This is a genomic window from Bradyrhizobium sp. WSM1417 (assembly GCF_000515415.1).
Taxonomy (GTDB): Bacteria; Pseudomonadota; Alphaproteobacteria; order Rhizobiales; family Xanthobacteraceae; genus Bradyrhizobium.
The window spans coordinates 6,121,923-6,137,642 of sequence record NZ_KI911783.1 but is presented as its reverse complement, the minus strand read 5'-3'; the positions used below and the strand labels follow the sequence as shown (position 1 = coordinate 6,137,642).

Below are 15,720 nucleotides of genomic sequence, written 5' to 3'. Positions count from 1 at the left end.
CCTCCCCCGCAGGCGGCGGAGGGAGCGCACCTGCGCCGCAGCTTGCACCTAGACCTAATCTCGCCATGCTCTAAAACAGACGCATGCTCGGACGTATCTTCACGGTTGGTGGTTACACGCTGCTTTCGCGGCTGACGGGATTTGCCCGCGACATCATGCTCGCGGCGATTCTCGGCGCCGGCCCCGTGGCCGACGCCTTTTTCGTGGCGCTGCGGCTGCCCAACCATTTCCGTGCCATCTTCGCCGAGGGCGCCTTCAATGCCGCCTGGGTGCCGGCTTACGCGCACGTCCATGGCGAGCGCGGGGAGGGGGCGGCAAGATTGTTCGCCGACCGCATCTTCACGCTGCTGCTGGCCTCGCAGGTGGTGTTGCTGATCGTCGCCTGGCTGTTCATGCCGCAGGCCATGAGCCTTCTGGCGCCGGGCTTTTCCGAGGACGCCGAACAGCGAAAGCTCGCGATCGAGCTGACCCGGATCACCTTTCCCTATCTGCTGCTGATCACGCTGGTGACGCTCTATGGTGGCATGCTCAACGTGATGCAGCGCTTCGCCAGCGCTGCGGCGGCGTCGATCTTCCTCAACATCTCGATGATGATGACGCTGGCGCTCGCCGCCTGGTTTCCCAGCGCGGGCCACGCCGCCGCCTGGGGCGTCCTAATCTCCGGCTTCCTGCAATATGTCCTGCTCGCCGGCGATCTCGCCCGCCATGGCGGGCTGCCGCGCTTTGCGCCGCTCAAGCTCGACGAAGACGTCCGCGCATTCTTCAGGGCGCTCGGGCCGGCGACGCTGGGCTCGATGGGCACGCAGCTCGCGCTGTTTGCCGACACCATCATCGCGACTTTCCTGCCGGCGGGCGCTCTGTCGGCGCTGTATTATGCCGACCGTCTCAACCAGCTCCCGATCGGGGTAATCGGCATTGCCATCGGCACGGTGCTGCTGCCGGAGATGTCGCGGCGGATCACGGCCAACGACCATGACGGCGCGATGAAGGCGCAGCGCCGCGCCTTCGATTTCACGCTGCTGTTCTCGGTGCCGTTCGTCGCCGCCTTCCTCACCGTGCCCGACGCGATCATGCGCGCGCTGTTCGCCCGCGGTGCGTTCTCGAAAGCCGATGCCGCCGCCGCCGGCGCCACGCTCGCGGCCTATGCCATCGGTCTGATCCCGTTCGTGCTGATCCGTAGCGCCGTCGCGACCTTCTATGCGCGCAAGGACACGGCGACACCGGTGCGGGCGTCGCTGACCGGCATCGCGGTCAACGTCGCCTTGAAAATTGCCTTGATGGGATCGCTGGCCCAAATCGGGCTTGCACTGGCAACCGCCGTCGGCGTCTGGACCAACCTGCTGCTGGTGCTGTTCTTCGCGGTGCGGCGAGGCTTTCTCGTGCCGGACCGCGCGTGGCTATTGTCGCTCGCCAAATTCCTGCTGACCGGGATCATCCTGGCCGCCGCCTTCTGGCTGATCGCGCGCTTTGGCGGTCCTTGGTTGGGGTCGATGCACTTCCGGGACGAATTGACGCTGCTTCTGCTGGCCGTCGGGGGCACGATCGTCTATGCGCTCGCCATCCTTGCGCTGTTCGGCCGCCGCTGGCTGGTCTCGCTGGTGCGGGGTTAACTTTTTCATATTTCAACGCATTGACGGCTCGACCTTGTCGGCACGGACCAGTCTCGATCGTCCTTGGATGGACACATCTCGGAAGTGCGGCGGATGGACCCCGCACAATTGACGTGATGCCGTCACCTCGAACCGGCAAAAATCGAACCAGGAGCACTGTTTATGAGGATCACCGTCGAAACCAACGTCGCAGCCCCCATCGATCAGGTCTGGCGCGCTTATACGACGCCGGCCGACATCATGAAGTGGAACGCCGCGTCCGACGACTGGCATACGACCAAGGCCACCGTCGATCTGCGAGAAGGCGGTGTCTTCTCGTCTCGCATGGAGGCCAAGGACGGCAGCATGGGTTTTGACTTCGCCGGTACCTACACGAAAATCCTCGAGCACAAGCGGATCGAATACGCGTTCGGCGAGCGAAAAGCCGAAGTCGAGTTTGTGCCCGGCCCCAACGGCGTTCTCGTTCGCGTTGTCTTCGATGGCGAATCGACGCACTCGGTCGAGCAGCAGCAAGGCGGTTGGCAGGCCATCCTCGACAACTTCGCACGATACGTGGAAGCGAAGCAGACGAAGGCGTGAAGGGCGTTGACGGGCGTCGTCGGCTTCGGCGCCCGGCACCCTCGGGTGAGGACTCGCCTCCAGGATGCAGCGAACCTCCACACATCTCTTGATTTTGCGCGATTGCTGTGGTAATCGCAGCCTATGATCAAATCAGTGCGCAAACTCAACTGCATTCACATGACCCGCTTCGGCTGGGCCGTGGAAGGAGTCGCGCGCTAGAATTCGACGACGACATCTTTTCCACCAGGCCCCGCCGGCATCGGACGGGGCCTTTTGTTTGGCCACGCTCCCTGCCGGCACAACAGCAGGAGCATGCGATGCCACCCCAACAGACGAACATCACATCCGAGGCCGAGGGGCTCCCCCTCGAACTTGCATCGACGCGCAGCATCCTAGGCTTGCTCGCGCGATACTGGCGTGCGCTCCAGGACTGGCGCGGGCGGCAGGGCCCACAAATCGCCTTGCGGGACCTGAGTGACCGGGAGTTGATGGATATCGGCCTGACGCGCGGCGAGATCGACTACTTCACGCCGGAACGGGCTATCGATGCCCTGAGAGATCGCGCGTCGCAGCCGTGGGGCCGTGGTGTGATGTAAATGACGATAAATCCTAGCTGAGGCACTAGAAGGACGGCGATCATGACGCCCCATTCGGCCGCTGCCCTGATGGACGCGGACATCCGACGATTGACTGTGGACGATCTGGAGATCTTTCGCGACATTCGCGCGGAGGCGCTTCGGACGCACCCTCAAACATTTGGTTCTGCTGAAGAGGACGAAGGCGGAGAGGCGATGCTGACTGCCTATCGCCATTGGCTCAGCGGAGCGATCCTTGGGGCCTTCTGGCGGGGAAATCTGATCGGAGTCGCGGGCTTCTACGTGTCGCCAGCTCTTCGGTCGCAGCACAGGGGTCACATCTTCACGGTTTACGTGAGGGAAGACGGCCGAGGTAAAGGAATCGCAGATCGACTCATCAAGGAGCTTCTTGCCCATGCCGAGGCACGCGTCGAGCAGGTACATCTTGAGGTTCTGCTCGAAGCAACTGCTGCAATCAGGACCTACAAGCGCAACGGATTCGAGGTCTACGGCACGGATCCCGCTGCAGTCCGCATAGGTCATATCACGTATGACAAATACCTCATGGTCAGGAAATTCAGCAATTGAGGGGCGCGGTCGCCCGAAGCCCGTCGAGGGCGGCTTCGAATCATCGGCCTTGACAGGCGCGGCCCGCCTAAACCCGTTTGCCTTGCCAGTTTTTCCACGGCAATATGTCGGCAAAACAACCATGAGAAACGGGACGAGAAAATGGCGGCTCCCATCAAGTTTGGCGTTGGCCAAAGCGTGTTGCGCAAGGAGGATGACGCGCTCATCCGCGGCAAGGGCCGCTATACCGACGACTATGCGCCGCAGGCCGCTTTGCGCTGCCTGATGCTGCGCTCACCGCATGCGCATGCCAAATACACCATCGATGCAAGCCGCGCCCGCACGCTTCCCGGCGTCGCGCTGATCCTGACCGCCGATGACGTTGGGGATCTTGGCAATCTGCCCTGCCTGTTCAATCTCGAGACCGATCCCTTTACCGGGCCGCCTTACCCGATCCTCGCCAAGGACGAGGTACGCCATGTCGGCGATTCCATCGCCTTCGTCGTGGCCGAGACCATCGACCAGGCCCGCGACGCGATCGAGGCGATCGAGGTCAAATGGAGCCCGCTGCCGGCGGTGACCGGTGTTGTCAACGCCGTGAAGAAGGGCGCCCCGCAGGTCTGGCCGGACAAGCCTGGCAACGTGCTGTTCGACGTCTCGATCGGTGACAAGAAAGCGACCGAAGCTGCCTTTGCCAAGGCGCATGCCGTGGCCGAGATCTCGATCGTCAATCCGCGCGTCGTCGCGAACTTCATGGAGACGCGCGCGGCGGTGTGCGAATACGACGCCAAGCGCGACCATCTGACGCTGACGGTCGGTAGCCAGGGCAGCCATCGCCTGCGCGACATCCTCTGCCAGAACGTGCTCAACATTCCGACCGACAAGATGCGGGTGATCTGCCCCGACGTCGGCGGCGGCTTCGGCACGAAACTGTTTCCCTATCGGGAATACGCCCTCCTGGCAGTCGCCGCCCGTAAGCTGAAGAAGGCGGTGAAATGGGCGGCCGATCGCACCGAGCATTTCATGGGCGACGCGCAGGGCCGGGACAACGTCACCACCGCAAAAATGGCGCTGGCCGAGGACGGCAAGTTCCTCGCGATGGATTGCGACCTGATGGGCGACATGGGCGCGTATCTGTCGACCTTCGGGCCCTATATCCCGCATGGCGGCGCCGGCATGCTGCCGGGCCTCTACGACATCCAGGCGTTCCACTGCCGGGTGCGCACCATCTTCACCAACAGCGTGCCGGTCGATGCCTATCGCGGTGCGGGGCGACCTGAGGCTGCTTACGTCATCGAACGTCTGGTGGACGCCTGCGCGCGAAAACTCGACATGACGGTGGATGCCATCCGCCGCAAGAATTTCATCCAGCCGAAGACGCTGCCCTACAAGACCGCGACCGGCAAGGTCTACGATTCCGGCGACTTCGCCGCGCATCTGAAGCGCGCGATGGAGATCGCCGAGTGGAAGGAGTTCGGCAAGCGCGCCAAGTCGGCCAAGAAGAACGGTCTGATCCGCGGCATCGGACTTGCGAGCTATGTCGAGGTCTGCGGCACGATGGGCGAGGAGACCGCCAATGTGCGGATGGACCCCAATGGCGATATCACTGTCCTGATCGGCACCCAGTCGAGCGGGCAGGGCCATCAGACCGCCTATGCGCAGATCGTTGCCGAGCAGTTCGGCGTGGCGCCCGAGCGCGTGCACGTCCACCAGGGCGACACCGACATGATCGCCACCGGGCTCGGGACCGGCGGCTCGGCTTCGATCCCGTCAGGCGGTGTCAGCGTCGAGCGTGCGACCCGTGAGCTCGGCGCGCGGCTCAAGGAGATCGCAGCACAGGCGCTGGAAGCGAGTGCCGGCGATCTCGAGATCACCGATGGCCTGGTGCGCATCGCCGGCACCGACCGTTCGATCTCGTTCGCCGATCTCGCCAAGCGTCCCGGCGTCGATCCGTCGAAGCTCAATGCGAGCGCGACCTTTGCCAGCGCCGACGGCACCTATCCGAACGGCACCCATGTCGCGGAGGTCGAGATCGATCCGGCCACCGGCATCATCAAAATCGTCAACTACGTGATCGTCGACGACTTCGGCATGACGCTCAATCCGCTGCTGCTGGCCGGCCAGGTCCATGGCGGCGCCATGCAGGGCATCGGCCAGGCGTTGATGGAGCAGGTGGTCTATGGCGCGGGCGACGGCCAGCTCGTCACAGCGACCTTCATGGACTACGCGTTGCCGCGCGCGGCGGACGGGCCGGACTTCGTGTTCGAGACGGCCAACGTTCCCTGCAAGACCAATCCGCTGGGGGTGAAGGGCGCGGGCGAGGCCGGCGCGATCGGGTCCTGCCCCGCGGTCGTCAACGCCATCGTCGACGGGCTCTGGCGCGAATACAAGATCGACCACATCGACATGCCGGCGACCCCGGAGCGGGTGTGGATCGCCGTCAACGAGCACCATCGCCGTCACAGCCTGTGACAATTTCTCACGGAATGAAATCTGCCAAGCGGTGTTGGCCCCATTGAGGGGTCAGCACGATCCTGCATCAAGGAAAGGGATTTTGCGAATGAAGCGAGTGTTGGTTGTTGGGGGCGCGCTTTTGCTCGGTATGGGCGCGGTTTGGGCACAGCAGGACTCCGTCAAGGAAGTCCAGATGCTGATGAAGGGCAACGGCAAGAACGCCGGCGCGGTGGCGGCGATCGTCAAGGGCGAGAAGCCCTACGATCAGGCCACGGTGGACAGCGCACTGGCGCAGTTCGGGGACACCGCCAAGAAGCTGCCGAACCTGTTTCCCGCGAGCGCCAAGGGCATGAAGCCCGAGGGCGACTACAGCGCTTCGCCGAAAGTGTGGGAGGACAAGGCCGGGTTCGATGCCAAGGTCGCGAGCTTCGCCAAGGTTGTTGGCGAGGCGAAGGGCAAGATCAAGGATTTGGACTCGCTCAAGGCGAATTTCCCCGCGGTCGGCAAGGAATGCGGCGGCTGCCACGAGACCTTTCGCGTGAAGAACGGTTGACGGAAGAAAAAGGTTCGTAGCCCGGATTGCGCTGCGCTCCATCCGGCTACTGGGAATCGGGAAAAAGCGGTTGCGACAGCAGCCGCTTTTTTTCATGTCGGCGCGCAGCGCTGGAAATTCTGTTCGCAAGGCCTGACGGATCGCCGCCGAAGCAGTTATCTTTGCTCCAGCCGCCGCGGCATCGGCGTGAGCTTTTGACGCTGATGCATCCCGCTCCTGACTCATTCATGACATCAGGAGTTCCAACCCGCGGCGAGCAGCTCAATCAGCAACAGCGAGACAAGCCATGGTCAAACCGTTCCCGTCGAAGACGCACATCGGCAACCATATGCTGCATCCGGAAACGCTGATGCTGACCTATGGCTACGATCCGCAATTGTCGGAAGGCGCGGTCAAGCCGCCGGTGTTCCTGACCTCGACCTTCGTGTTCAAGACGGCCGAGGACGGGCAGGACTTCTTCGATTTCGTCTCCGGCCGGCGCGAGCCGCCGGAAGGGATGGGCGCGGGCCTGGTCTATTCGCGCTTCAATCACCCCAATAGCGAAATCGTCGAGGACAGGCTCGCGATCTACGAGCGCACCGAGAGCTGCGCGCTGTTCTCGTCCGGCATGGCGGCCATCGCGACCACGATCCTGGCGTTCGTCCGCCCCGGCGATGTCATTCTGCACTCCCAGCCGCTCTATGGCGGCACGGAAACGCTGCTGACGAATACGCTTGCGCGTCTGTCGATCGGCGCCGTCGGCTTTGCCGATGGCGTCGATGAAGCCGTGGTCGGCCAGGCCGCGGAGGAGGCCATGCGCAAGGGAAGGGTTTCGATGATCCTGATCGAAACTCCGGCCAACCCGACCAACGGGCTGGTCGACATCGCGATGATGCGGCGTGTCGCCGACACCATCGGAAAGACCCAAGGACACGTTCCGATCATCGCTTGCGACAATACGCTGCTCGGGCCGGTGTTTCAGCGGCCGATCGAGCACGGCGCCGATATTTCCCTGTACTCGCTCACGAAATATGTCGGCGGTCATTCAGACCTGATCGCGGGCGCCGCGCTCGGCGCGAAGGCGGTCGTGAAAGGCATCAAGGCGCTGCGGGGCGCCATCGGCACCCAGCTCGATCCGCATTCCTGCTGGATGATCAACCGGTCGCTCGAGACGCTGAGCCTGCGCATGGAAAAGGCCGATGCGAATGCGCGCCTCGTGGCGGACTATCTGCGTGATCATCCCAAAGTGGCCAAGGTGCACTATCTCGGTCATCACGAGGCGGCGTCGCCGGACGGACTTGTGTTCGCGCGGCAATGCACAGGGGCGGGATCGACGTTCTCGTTCGACATTGTCGGCGGCAAGGCCGCGGCCATGAAATTCCTCAACGCACTGCAGATCCTCAAGCTGGCGGTGAGCCTCGGCGGAACGGAGTCGCTTGCGAGCCTGCCCGCCACCATGACCCACTCCGGCGTTCCCGCCGACATCCGGAGGAAGATCGGCGTGCTCGATTCCACGATCCGGCTGTCGATCGGCATCGAACACCCGTCGGATTTGATCGCCGACCTCGCGCAGGCGCTGAACGCAGCCGAGCCTGAGGTGTGACGCCTGCGCCAGCGTTACGGGAATCGAAAAGGGCGGCTGCGATGGCAGCCGCCCCTTTTTGCTGGTCTGTGCGAAGTTTACTTCGTCACCTGACCGCGGATCTCGCCGCCCGGATTGGCCGCGGTGTGGATGTTGACGTAGAGCTTGCCGCCGAGCAGATCGGCGGCCTGCGCGTCGGTCAGTGTCGCCGAGCCCTCGGCCGGGCTGGTGGCAGCGCCTGGGATCGGGATCGCGACGCCGGCGTTCTTGCCGGGCTCGGCGGGTCCGTGGAAATGCGCGGCGGTGGCGGGGCCGGACAGACCGGAATAGGTGACCTTCCAGGACAGCTTCTTGCTGGCGGCGTCGTAATCCAGATCGGCCGTTCCGGTGCCGCTGCTGGTCGTTGCGGGGACCTCGGACTTGGCGTCGAGCGTTGCTTTCAGCTTTTCCGCGCTGGCCGAACCCGCAAAAGCAACGGCGCCAAGCACTGACATCGCGATGACGATCTTGTTCATGATTTTTCTCCCTGCTGACCCGTTTGGGCTGCCAAACTTCCAACAGCCGGCATTTCAGTTTATTCCCGTTTCCGGCCGCGGTGGGCTAAATTCTTCGTGGCTGGAGCCGCGAGGACATCGGTCATAAGCTTCGCCGCGACGACGAAAGGACCGCATGTTGCGACGAACAATCTCCGTGGCGCTGCTTGCCGCACTCGCCGCAGCCGGCGTCTATTGGTGGCTCAGCGCGCCGGTGGTGGCGGCCGCCGGCACCGCGCCTGCCCGCGTCCCTGATCTTGCCAATGGCCAGGTGATATTTAACGCCGGCGGCTGCGCCTCATGCCATGCCGTCCCCGACCAGCCCGATCGTCTCAGGCTCGGCGGCGGCGTCGCGATCAAGTCGCCGTTCGGAACGTTCTACGCGCCGAACATCTCCTCCGATCCGACCGACGGCATCGGCAAATGGAGCGAGGCCGAATTCGTCAACGCGGTGATGCACGGGGTCTCGCCCGACGGACAGCATTATTTTCCGGCCTTTCCCTACACGTCCTATCAGCACGCCAGGCGTGAGGACGTGCTCGATCTCTTTGCGTACCTGAAAACGCTGCCGGCCGTTGCAGGCAAGGTGCGCGACCACGACGTGCGCTTTCCGTTCAACATCCGGCGCAACGTCGGCATCTGGAAATTCTTGTTTCTGGACGGCAAACCCTTCGTCGCCGACGGCACGAAGTTGCCGCAGTGGAATCGCGGCGCCTATCTCGTCAACAGCTTTGGCCATTGCGCGGAGTGCCACAGTCCACGCAATGCGCTCGGCGGCATCATCGCCGGACAACGCTTCGCCGGCGGTCCCAATCCGGAAGGCGAGGGGTGGGTGCCCAACATCACCCAGAAGGGCCTTCGCGAGTGGAGCGCGAAGGATATTGCGTATTTCCTGAAGACCGGCGAATTGCCCGACGGCGACAGCGTCGGCGGCGCGATGACGCGGGTGATCAAGAACACCTCGCAATTGCCGGACGACGATCTCGCGGCGATGGCGGACTATCTCAAATCGCTGCCGCCGGTGGACGGTCCGCCGCGCCCCAAGCGCAAGGAGGGCGGCGCCTGATCAGGCCCGCCCTTTTTCGGACGGTCAACTCGCGCCAAACGCCTTGAAGGTGATGATGGTGAGGGTGTCCTGGATGCCGGGCAGCACCTGCACCTTCTCGTTGACGAAGTGGCCGATATCGGTGTCGTTGTCGACGTAGAACTTCACTAGCAGGTCGTATTGACCGGCCGTGGAATAGATCTCGGAGGCGATCTCGGCTTCGGCAAGCGCATTGGCGACCACATAGGATTGACCGAGCTTGCATTTGATCTGGACGAAAAAGGGAACCATCGCGTTCACTCCGAAAGCATATCTGGCGGCTAATAGGCCAAACCCGGCCGGATTTAGCAAGCGAACTTGCTGGGCTGGGGGCGGCGCGCTAGGACGGGCCATGGCTTCGAAAACGCGGAAAATCGCCCCATGACGCCCCCCGTCGCGCTGACCATTGCCGGCTCCGATTCGAGCGGCGGCGCCGGCATCCAGGCCGACCTGAAGACCTTTGCCGCGCTGGGCGTTTTTGGCGCGTCCGCCATCACGGCGCTGACGGCGCAGAACACCCGCGGCGTCACCGGCATTCACGCGGTGCCCGCCGAATTCGTCACCGCGCAGATCGACGCGGTGTTTTCCGATCTCGAGGTCGGCGCGGTCAAGATCGGCATGGTGGCGCAAACCGCCAGCATCGATGCGATCGCGGCCGCGCTGTCGCGCTGGGCGCCCCGGCATATCGTGCTCGATCCCGTGATGGTGGCGACATCGGGCGATCGCCTGCTCGCGTCCGATGCCGTCGACGCCCTGCGCATCAAGCTGATGCCGCTGGCCTCGGTGATCACACCCAATCTGCCCGAGGCCGCGGCTCTGCTCGGCGAACCGGTCGCGGCCAGCGAGGCCGAGATCGAGAGCCAGGGGCGCCGTCTGCTGGCGCTCGGCTGCCGGGCGGTCCTGATCAAGGGCGGGCACGGCGCGGGCGCCGAGAGCATCGACTATCTCGTCGATGCCAGCACCACGATCGCGCTCGCCGCGCCGCGCGTTGCCACTCGCAACACCCATGGCACCGGCTGCTCGCTGTCCTCGGCGGTCGCCGCCGGGCTCGCCAGGGGCGAGGATCTCGAGCGCGCCGTGCGCAACGCCAAGACCTGGATCAGCGCCGCGATCGCGGCCGCCGATCGCTTCAGCGTCGGCCACGGCCACGGCCCGATCCATCATTTCCATAAATTCTACTGACGTCGCTCGCGAGCGCGCCGCAGCTCCGGGTTCTTGCGGAGGGCGCTGCGACGCCATGTCGCCTGATTGTCGCATGCGACTGATATTCGCGGGGTGGGCGAGGCAAGCGCGATTCGTATCCGAAGGTGCCTCAAAGGTTCAATTGGTCATCCCCCTGTCACGGGACATTGTTACAGGCTGGCGCATGGGAAGTTACGATGTGAGTGACGAGAGCCCCGAGCGGCGCTTTCGCACGTTGTTCATCTCCGACGTTCATCTCGGAGCCCGCGGTTCTCAAGCCGACCTACTGCTCGACTTCCTGCGTTTCCATGATGCCGATACGATCTATCTCGTCGGCGATATCGTCGACGGCTGGGCGCTGAAATCGAGCTGGCACTGGCCGCAATCGCATAACGACCTGGTCCAAAAGCTTTTGCGCAAGGCGCGCAAGGGCGCCAAGGTCATCTACATCCCCGGAAATCACGACGAATTCCTGCGCAACTATTACGGCACGCATTTCGGCGGCATCGACGTGGTCGAGAACACCGTCCACACCGGCGCGGACGGCAAGCGCTATCTCGTCATCCACGGCGACATCTTCGACCTCGTGGTGCAGAACGCACGCTGGCTCGCGCATCTCGGCGACAAGGCCTACGACTTCGCGATCCAGCTCAATCGCTTCGTCAACTTCTTCCGGCGCATGTTCAAGGTGCCCTATTGGTCGCTGTCGCAATGGGCCAAGCAGAAGGTCAAGAACGCCGTCAACTATATCGGCGCGTTCGAGCAGGCGCTCGCCACCGAAGCGCGGCGCCACGACGCCGACGGCGTGATCTGCGGCCACATCCACTACGCGGTGATCCGCGACGAGGGCGGCATCCGCTACATGAATTGCGGCGACTGGGTCGAGAGCTGCACGGCGCTGGTCGAGCACGACGACGGCCATTTCGAGATCATCACCTGGGCGGACCAGGCCGAGAAGCCGGCACAGGTCCCGCAGGTCGCAGCCAGAGCCGCATGACAAAGGCAGCCTGATGCGCATCCTGGTCGCGACCGACGCCTGGCACCCGCAAGTCAACGGTGTGGTTCGGACGCTGACCAAACTTGCGGACGCCGCCAAAAGCCTCGACGTCGAATTCTCGTTCCTGACGCCGCAATCGTTCCGCACCTTTGCGATGCCGAGCTATCGTGACGTGCGGCTGGCCATGCCGCGGCCGGGCAGAATCGCGAAGCTGATCGAAGAGGCGCACCCCGACAGCATCCACATCGCGACCGAGGGGCCGATCGGCCTGATGGTCCGCCGCTATTGCCGCCAGCGCAAGCTGCCCTTCACGACCAGCTTCCACACCCGCTTTCCCGAATATGTCCGCGCCCGCGTGCCGGTGCCGGGCTCGCTGATCTGGCGGGCGCTGCGCCGATTCCACAGCCCCAGCCGCGCCGTGATGGCGGCAACGCCCGCGCTCGCCAGCGAGCTGACCGAGCGCGGCTTCGACAATGTCGCGCTGTGGCCTCGCGGCGTCGACACCCATCTGTTCCATCCCCGCGCGATCGATCTGTGCCTGCCGGCGCCGGTGTTCCTCTCGGTCGGAAGGGTCGCGGTGGAGAAGAATCTCGAGGCGTTCCTCGACCTCGACCTGCCCGGCACCAAGGTGATCGTCGGCGACGGCCCGGCGCGTGTCGCGCTGGAGGAGGCCTATCCGGACGCGATCTTCCTCGGCGAAAAGCACGGCGAGGAACTGGCGGACATTTACGCCGCCGCCGACGTCTTCGTGTTTCCGAGCAAGACCGACACGTTCGGCCTGGTCCTGCTCGAAGCGCTCGCGAGCGGCCTGCCGGTCGCGGCGTTTCCGGTGAAGGGGCCCCGCGACGTGATCGGCGACGCGCCGGTCGGCGCGCTCGATCACGATCTGCGCAGCGCCTGCTTCGCCGCGCTCGACATCTCCCGACAGGACTGCGTCGAATTCGCCGCCAACTACACCTGGGAGGCCTCGGCCCGGGCCTTTGTCGACAGCATTTTGGCGGTCGGCGCCGTGATGCCCGGCCGGAACGGGGCGGAGCCGGCGCGATTCGTCGCCTGAGAGCCCAGAATGCTCGCGCGGAGATGCCTTGCCCGCGCCTCATCCGCCGCGATAACATCAGGCATGACAGAACAGCTCCTCCCGATCGGCCCTGCCGATATCGATGCCGCAGCGCGCGTGATCGCCCCCTTCGCCGTCCGCACGCCGCTGTTGTCCTTTCCCGTGCTCAACGAACGCGTCGGCGCAAAGGTCTATCTCAAGCCGGAGATGCTCCAGCGCACCGGCTCGTTCAAGTTCCGCGGTGCCTTCAACAAGGTCGCCTCGATCCCGCAGGACAAGCGCGCCGGCGGCGTGGTCGCGTTCTCCTCCGGCAACCATGCCCAGGGCGTGGCGGCGGCGGCAAAGATCCTCGACATGCAGGCGACCATCGTGATGCCTGCGGATGCGCCGTCGTCGAAGCGCGAGCGTACCAAATCCTACGGTGCCGAGGTCGTGCTGTACGACCGCGACCGCGACGACCGCGAGGCGATCTCGCGCGGCATCGCCGAGAAGCGCGGCGCGACGCTGGTCAGGCCCTACGACGATCCCTTCGTGATCGCCGGCCAAGGCACCGCCGGCCGCGAGATCGCCGAGGACATGGCGGCACTCGGTCTCGCGCCCGACATCGTGGTCGCCCCGGCCTCCGGCGGCGGTCTGATCGCCGGCGTTGCAACGGCTGTGAAGGCGCGTTTTCCGCTGGCGCAAATCGTCGTCGCCGAACCCGAGGCATTCGACGATCACGGCCTGTCGCTGACCGCAGGTCATCGCGAGCCGCACGGGCCGGCAGGCCGCACCATCTGCGATGCGCTGATGGCCCTGATTCCCGGCGAGATGACGTTTGCAATCAACAGCAAGCTGCTCGCGCGCGGCGTCACCGCGTCGGACAAGGAAGTCGGCGCGGCCGTCGCGTTTGCCTATCGCGAGCTGAAGCTCGTGGTGGAGCCGGGCGGAGCGGTGGGTCTTGCCGCGCTGCTTGCGGGACGACTTGATGTTGCCGGCAAGAACGTCGTCATTGTGCTTTCAGGCGGCAATGTCGATGCCGATCTGTTTTCCGAGCTGGTGGCCTGATAATCTAATCTTCTGATATGAAGAAGGGCAGAGCGTCACCGCTCTGCCCTTGTTATGTGTGGCCGACCGCGATCAGTGCATGAAGCCGCGGTGGTTGTTGCCGCCGTTACCGCCCTGGCTCTGGTTCATCGACTGCCGGAAGTTGTTGCCGCCATTGTTGACCATGCGATTGGTCTCATTGAACTGCGGGCGGTTGTTGTTCTGCACCTGCACCTTGTTCACCGGGTTGTTGTTGATCTTCGCGCCGTTGTTGATGCGGATCGGGTTGGTCTGGGTCTGAACGTTGACGGGCTTCGTATCGATGGTCGTCCCGCCCTTGCCGACATTCACCGGCATGCTCACAACCTTGCCAGGATTGCCATTAGTTGTGCCGTTGGCAGTGCCGTTCGGCGTCTTGTTGGTCGCAGGCAGCGTCACGATCTTGCCGATGCCGCCATTGTTGTTGGTGCTGTTGGTCGGCGCGGGCAGGGTGACGATCTTGCCCGGGGTCTGCGACGGCGTGCCGTTCGGCTGGTTGTTGCCCGCCGGCAGGTTGAAGATCTGGCCGCCATTGCCGAGCTTGCCGATGCCGTTGTTGTCGCCCGACTTCTGCACGATCGGCAAATTGCCGTTCACTTGCGCGCCGCCATTACCCTGCTGCAGCGGCATGTATTTGGGCTGGCCGAGATTGCCGATCTTGAAGGTCGGGGCGATATTCTGCGGCGCCAGGAACTTGGTCGCCTGCATCAAGGGGATCTGCTTCGGCTGCATCTGGAGCTTCAGCGCGACCTGCGCATAGGGCGTGTTGCCGTAGCTGTCGTAGAAGTTCTTGTAGGCGACCGGCGAGTTCGCGAGCACCGTCTTGTGCCAGGCCTGCGTGAGCAGCAGGTTGTTGAGCAGCCAGCGGACGTGATCACACAGCGGGTCGTGCGGATACATCGTGATGAACTCCTGATAGTACTCCGGCCGGGCTTCGGACACGACGTAATCATAGGCTTGGCGGGTCGAGCGGCTCGGCAGGTTGGAGGCCATCTGCACCACAGGCGCATTCACCGGCGCGCGGTTGGCGGCAACAGCGGTGTCGCCGAAGAAGGTGAAGTCTGACGTCAGCGACGAACTCTCCCACGGGATCTGCGCGCCGCTGGTGGTCTGGTTCACTTCGAGGCGCACGCGCTTGAACAGCTGTTCGATCGGCACGTTGGGCTCGCGCGCGACGTTCAGGAAGGCCTGCGTGTAGGGGCTGTGGCCGCCGGTGCCGTCCTGCGCTTCCGCGCCCGGCGCGGTCGAGTAACCGACAATCGAACCGTTCGGCGCATCGACAATGGCCAAGCCGCGACCGGCATCATTCACGTTCGGGAACGGGTTGTTGCGGCAGGCATCGAGGATGACGATGCGCATACGGCTCGGGATCGTCTCCAGCGTCGACATCACGTCGACCAGGCGGACGGAGTTGTTGACGAGCTCTGTCTGGCTCGAGACCTTGGCGTCGACGGGAACGAGGTAGTTCTCGCCGGCGAGCTGCACGCCGTGACCGGCGTAGTAGACCATCGCAACCGTGTTCGGACCGCGCGCTGACACTTTGGCGGAGAAGTCCTGCACCACGCGGAGCATGTCGTTCTGGGTGAGGTCGGTCGCGGCGACCACTTCGAACCCGGCCGAATTCAGGAACTTCGCCATCGACTCCGCGTCATTGTCGGGGTTGGCGAGCTGCGGCGCGTTCTGGTAGTTCGAATTGCCGATCACCAGCGCCACCCGCTGTTCCGGGCCTTGCAGCGCGGTGGGGGCCGGCTCGACCGGGGCGACTTGCGCGGAAACAGGGCCGCAGGCGAAGCCGAACAGGCTTCCCAGCAGGCTGGCCGTCATCAGGAAGGGTTTTAGGCGGAACATGGCGTGCTCCTTTGGCACTGATCTCGATACGAGATTGGTTGCCGGGAAGCTTGGCCGCGTTCGAGTTTGAGGT

15 protein-coding genes are annotated in these 15,720 nt (G+C 64.1%); 12 read left to right on the top strand and 3 right to left on the bottom strand.

Features of this window, described 5'->3' with window-relative positions; genetic code table 11:
• The first annotated feature begins 83 nt into the window (after positions 1 to 83).
• The 7 genes from murJ to BRA1417_RS0130200 all read left to right on the top strand — a co-directional run bounded on the left by murJ (position 84) and on the right by BRA1417_RS0130200 (position 7,902).
• On the top strand, positions 84 to 1,610 hold the full coding sequence (gene murJ, locus BRA1417_RS0130230) for a murein biosynthesis integral membrane protein MurJ (protein ID WP_027518988.1): 1,527 nt from the start codon (positions 84 to 86) through the stop codon (positions 1,608 to 1,610).
• Between the two features lie 162 nt (positions 1,611 to 1,772).
• Positions 1,773 to 2,189 (top strand): SRPBCC family protein, encoded by a 417-nt coding sequence (locus BRA1417_RS0130225; protein WP_027518987.1) that lies wholly within the window; start codon positions 1,773 to 1,775, stop codon positions 2,187 to 2,189.
• Between the two features lie 299 nt (positions 2,190 to 2,488).
• Positions 2,489 to 2,767 carry a DUF1127 domain-containing protein gene (locus tag BRA1417_RS0130220; protein WP_027518986.1) on the top strand — a complete coding sequence of 93 codons (279 nt, stop codon included), beginning with the start codon at positions 2,489 to 2,491 and terminating at the stop codon, positions 2,765 to 2,767.
• Positions 2,768 to 2,809: 42 nt separating this feature from the next.
• A complete protein-coding gene (locus tag BRA1417_RS0130215; protein ID WP_084462303.1) occupies positions 2,810 to 3,334 on the top strand; it encodes a GNAT family N-acetyltransferase in 525 nt (174 codons plus the stop codon).
• 141 nt (positions 3,335 to 3,475) lie between these two features.
• Complete coding sequence (locus tag BRA1417_RS0130210) at positions 3,476 to 5,785, top strand: xanthine dehydrogenase family protein molybdopterin-binding subunit (RefSeq protein WP_027518984.1); 2,310 nt, start codon at positions 3,476 to 3,478, stop codon at positions 5,783 to 5,785.
• A gap of 88 nt (positions 5,786 to 5,873) precedes the next feature.
• Positions 5,874 to 6,320, top strand: coding sequence for a cytochrome c (locus tag BRA1417_RS0130205; protein WP_027518983.1), 447 nt, complete (start codon positions 5,874 to 5,876; stop codon positions 6,318 to 6,320).
• Between the two features lie 286 nt (positions 6,321 to 6,606).
• Positions 6,607 to 7,902, top strand: coding sequence for a cystathionine gamma-synthase family protein (locus tag BRA1417_RS0130200; protein WP_027518982.1), 1,296 nt, complete (start codon positions 6,607 to 6,609; stop codon positions 7,900 to 7,902).
• Positions 7,903 to 7,979: 77 nt separating this feature from the next.
• Here the strand turns inward: BRA1417_RS0130200 and BRA1417_RS0130195 are convergent, their stop codons facing one another.
• Positions 7,980 to 8,396 (bottom strand): CHRD domain-containing protein, encoded by a 417-nt coding sequence (locus BRA1417_RS0130195; protein ID WP_007602019.1) that lies wholly within the window; start codon positions 8,394 to 8,396, stop codon positions 7,980 to 7,982.
• Between the two features lie 154 nt (positions 8,397 to 8,550).
• On the opposite strand from BRA1417_RS0130195, the gene BRA1417_RS0130190 reads away from it, so the two are divergent.
• Positions 8,551 to 9,480: a cytochrome c gene (locus BRA1417_RS0130190; protein ID WP_027518981.1), complete on the top strand. Its 930-nt coding sequence runs from the start codon at positions 8,551 to 8,553 to the stop codon at positions 9,478 to 9,480.
• 24 nt (positions 9,481 to 9,504) lie between these two features.
• Here the strand turns inward: BRA1417_RS0130190 and BRA1417_RS0130185 are convergent, their stop codons facing one another.
• Positions 9,505 to 9,750 carry an Lrp/AsnC family transcriptional regulator gene (locus tag BRA1417_RS0130185; RefSeq protein ID WP_007602021.1) on the bottom strand — a complete coding sequence of 82 codons (246 nt, stop codon included), beginning with the start codon at positions 9,748 to 9,750 and terminating at the stop codon, positions 9,505 to 9,507.
• Positions 9,751 to 9,879: 129 nt separating this feature from the next.
• Between BRA1417_RS0130185 and thiD the strand changes: the two genes are divergently transcribed.
• From thiD to BRA1417_RS0130165, 4 genes are all read left to right on the top strand, one after another.
• On the top strand, positions 9,880 to 10,680 hold the full coding sequence (thiD, locus tag BRA1417_RS0130180) for a bifunctional hydroxymethylpyrimidine kinase/phosphomethylpyrimidine kinase (RefSeq protein ID WP_027518980.1): 801 nt from the start codon (positions 9,880 to 9,882) through the stop codon (positions 10,678 to 10,680).
• A gap of 184 nt (positions 10,681 to 10,864) precedes the next feature.
• Complete coding sequence (locus BRA1417_RS0130175) at positions 10,865 to 11,677, top strand: UDP-2,3-diacylglucosamine diphosphatase (protein WP_027518979.1); 813 nt, start codon at positions 10,865 to 10,867, stop codon at positions 11,675 to 11,677.
• 13 nt (positions 11,678 to 11,690) lie between these two features.
• A complete protein-coding gene (locus BRA1417_RS0130170) occupies positions 11,691 to 12,734 on the top strand; it encodes a glycosyltransferase family 1 protein (RefSeq protein WP_027518978.1) in 1,044 nt (347 codons plus the stop codon).
• Between the two features lie 63 nt (positions 12,735 to 12,797).
• On the top strand, positions 12,798 to 13,781 hold the full coding sequence (locus BRA1417_RS0130165) for a threonine/serine dehydratase (RefSeq protein ID WP_027518977.1): 984 nt from the start codon (positions 12,798 to 12,800) through the stop codon (positions 13,779 to 13,781).
• 72 nt (positions 13,782 to 13,853) lie between these two features.
• Here BRA1417_RS0130165 and BRA1417_RS0130160 read toward each other — a convergent pair whose 3' ends face one another.
• Positions 13,854 to 15,647 (bottom strand): caspase family protein, encoded by a 1,794-nt coding sequence (locus BRA1417_RS0130160; protein WP_027518976.1) that lies wholly within the window; start codon positions 15,645 to 15,647, stop codon positions 13,854 to 13,856.
• Between the last annotated feature and the right edge of the window lie 73 nt (positions 15,648 to 15,720).

Bases quoted from the DNA above. Each gene is read 5' to 3' on its own strand.
- murJ (WP_027518988.1), top strand. From the start codon at position 84: ATGCTCGGACGTATCTTCACGGTTGGTGGTTACACGCTGCTTTCGCGG.
- BRA1417_RS0130225 (WP_027518987.1), top strand. From the start codon at position 1,773: ATGAGGATCACCGTCGAAACCAACGTCGCAGCCCCCATCGATCAGGTC.
- BRA1417_RS0130220 (WP_027518986.1), top strand. From the start codon at position 2,489: ATGCCACCCCAACAGACGAACATCACATCCGAGGCCGAGGGGCTCCCC.
- BRA1417_RS0130215 (WP_084462303.1), top strand. From the start codon at position 2,810: ATGACGCCCCATTCGGCCGCTGCCCTGATGGACGCGGACATCCGACGA.
- BRA1417_RS0130210 (WP_027518984.1), top strand. From the start codon at position 3,476: ATGGCGGCTCCCATCAAGTTTGGCGTTGGCCAAAGCGTGTTGCGCAAG.
- BRA1417_RS0130205 (WP_027518983.1), top strand. From the start codon at position 5,874: ATGAAGCGAGTGTTGGTTGTTGGGGGCGCGCTTTTGCTCGGTATGGGC.
- BRA1417_RS0130200 (WP_027518982.1), top strand. From the start codon at position 6,607: ATGGTCAAACCGTTCCCGTCGAAGACGCACATCGGCAACCATATGCTG.
- BRA1417_RS0130195 (WP_007602019.1), bottom strand. From the start codon at position 8,396: ATGAACAAGATCGTCATCGCGATGTCAGTGCTTGGCGCCGTTGCTTTT.
- BRA1417_RS0130190 (WP_027518981.1), top strand. From the start codon at position 8,551: ATGTTGCGACGAACAATCTCCGTGGCGCTGCTTGCCGCACTCGCCGCA.
- BRA1417_RS0130185 (WP_007602021.1), bottom strand. From the start codon at position 9,750: ATGGTTCCCTTTTTCGTCCAGATCAAATGCAAGCTCGGTCAATCCTAT.
- thiD (WP_027518980.1), top strand. From the start codon at position 9,880: ATGACGCCCCCCGTCGCGCTGACCATTGCCGGCTCCGATTCGAGCGGC.
- BRA1417_RS0130175 (WP_027518979.1), top strand. From the start codon at position 10,865: ATGGGAAGTTACGATGTGAGTGACGAGAGCCCCGAGCGGCGCTTTCGC.
- BRA1417_RS0130170 (WP_027518978.1), top strand. From the start codon at position 11,691: ATGCGCATCCTGGTCGCGACCGACGCCTGGCACCCGCAAGTCAACGGT.
- BRA1417_RS0130165 (WP_027518977.1), top strand. From the start codon at position 12,798: ATGACAGAACAGCTCCTCCCGATCGGCCCTGCCGATATCGATGCCGCA.
- BRA1417_RS0130160 (WP_027518976.1), bottom strand. From the start codon at position 15,647: ATGTTCCGCCTAAAACCCTTCCTGATGACGGCCAGCCTGCTGGGAAGC.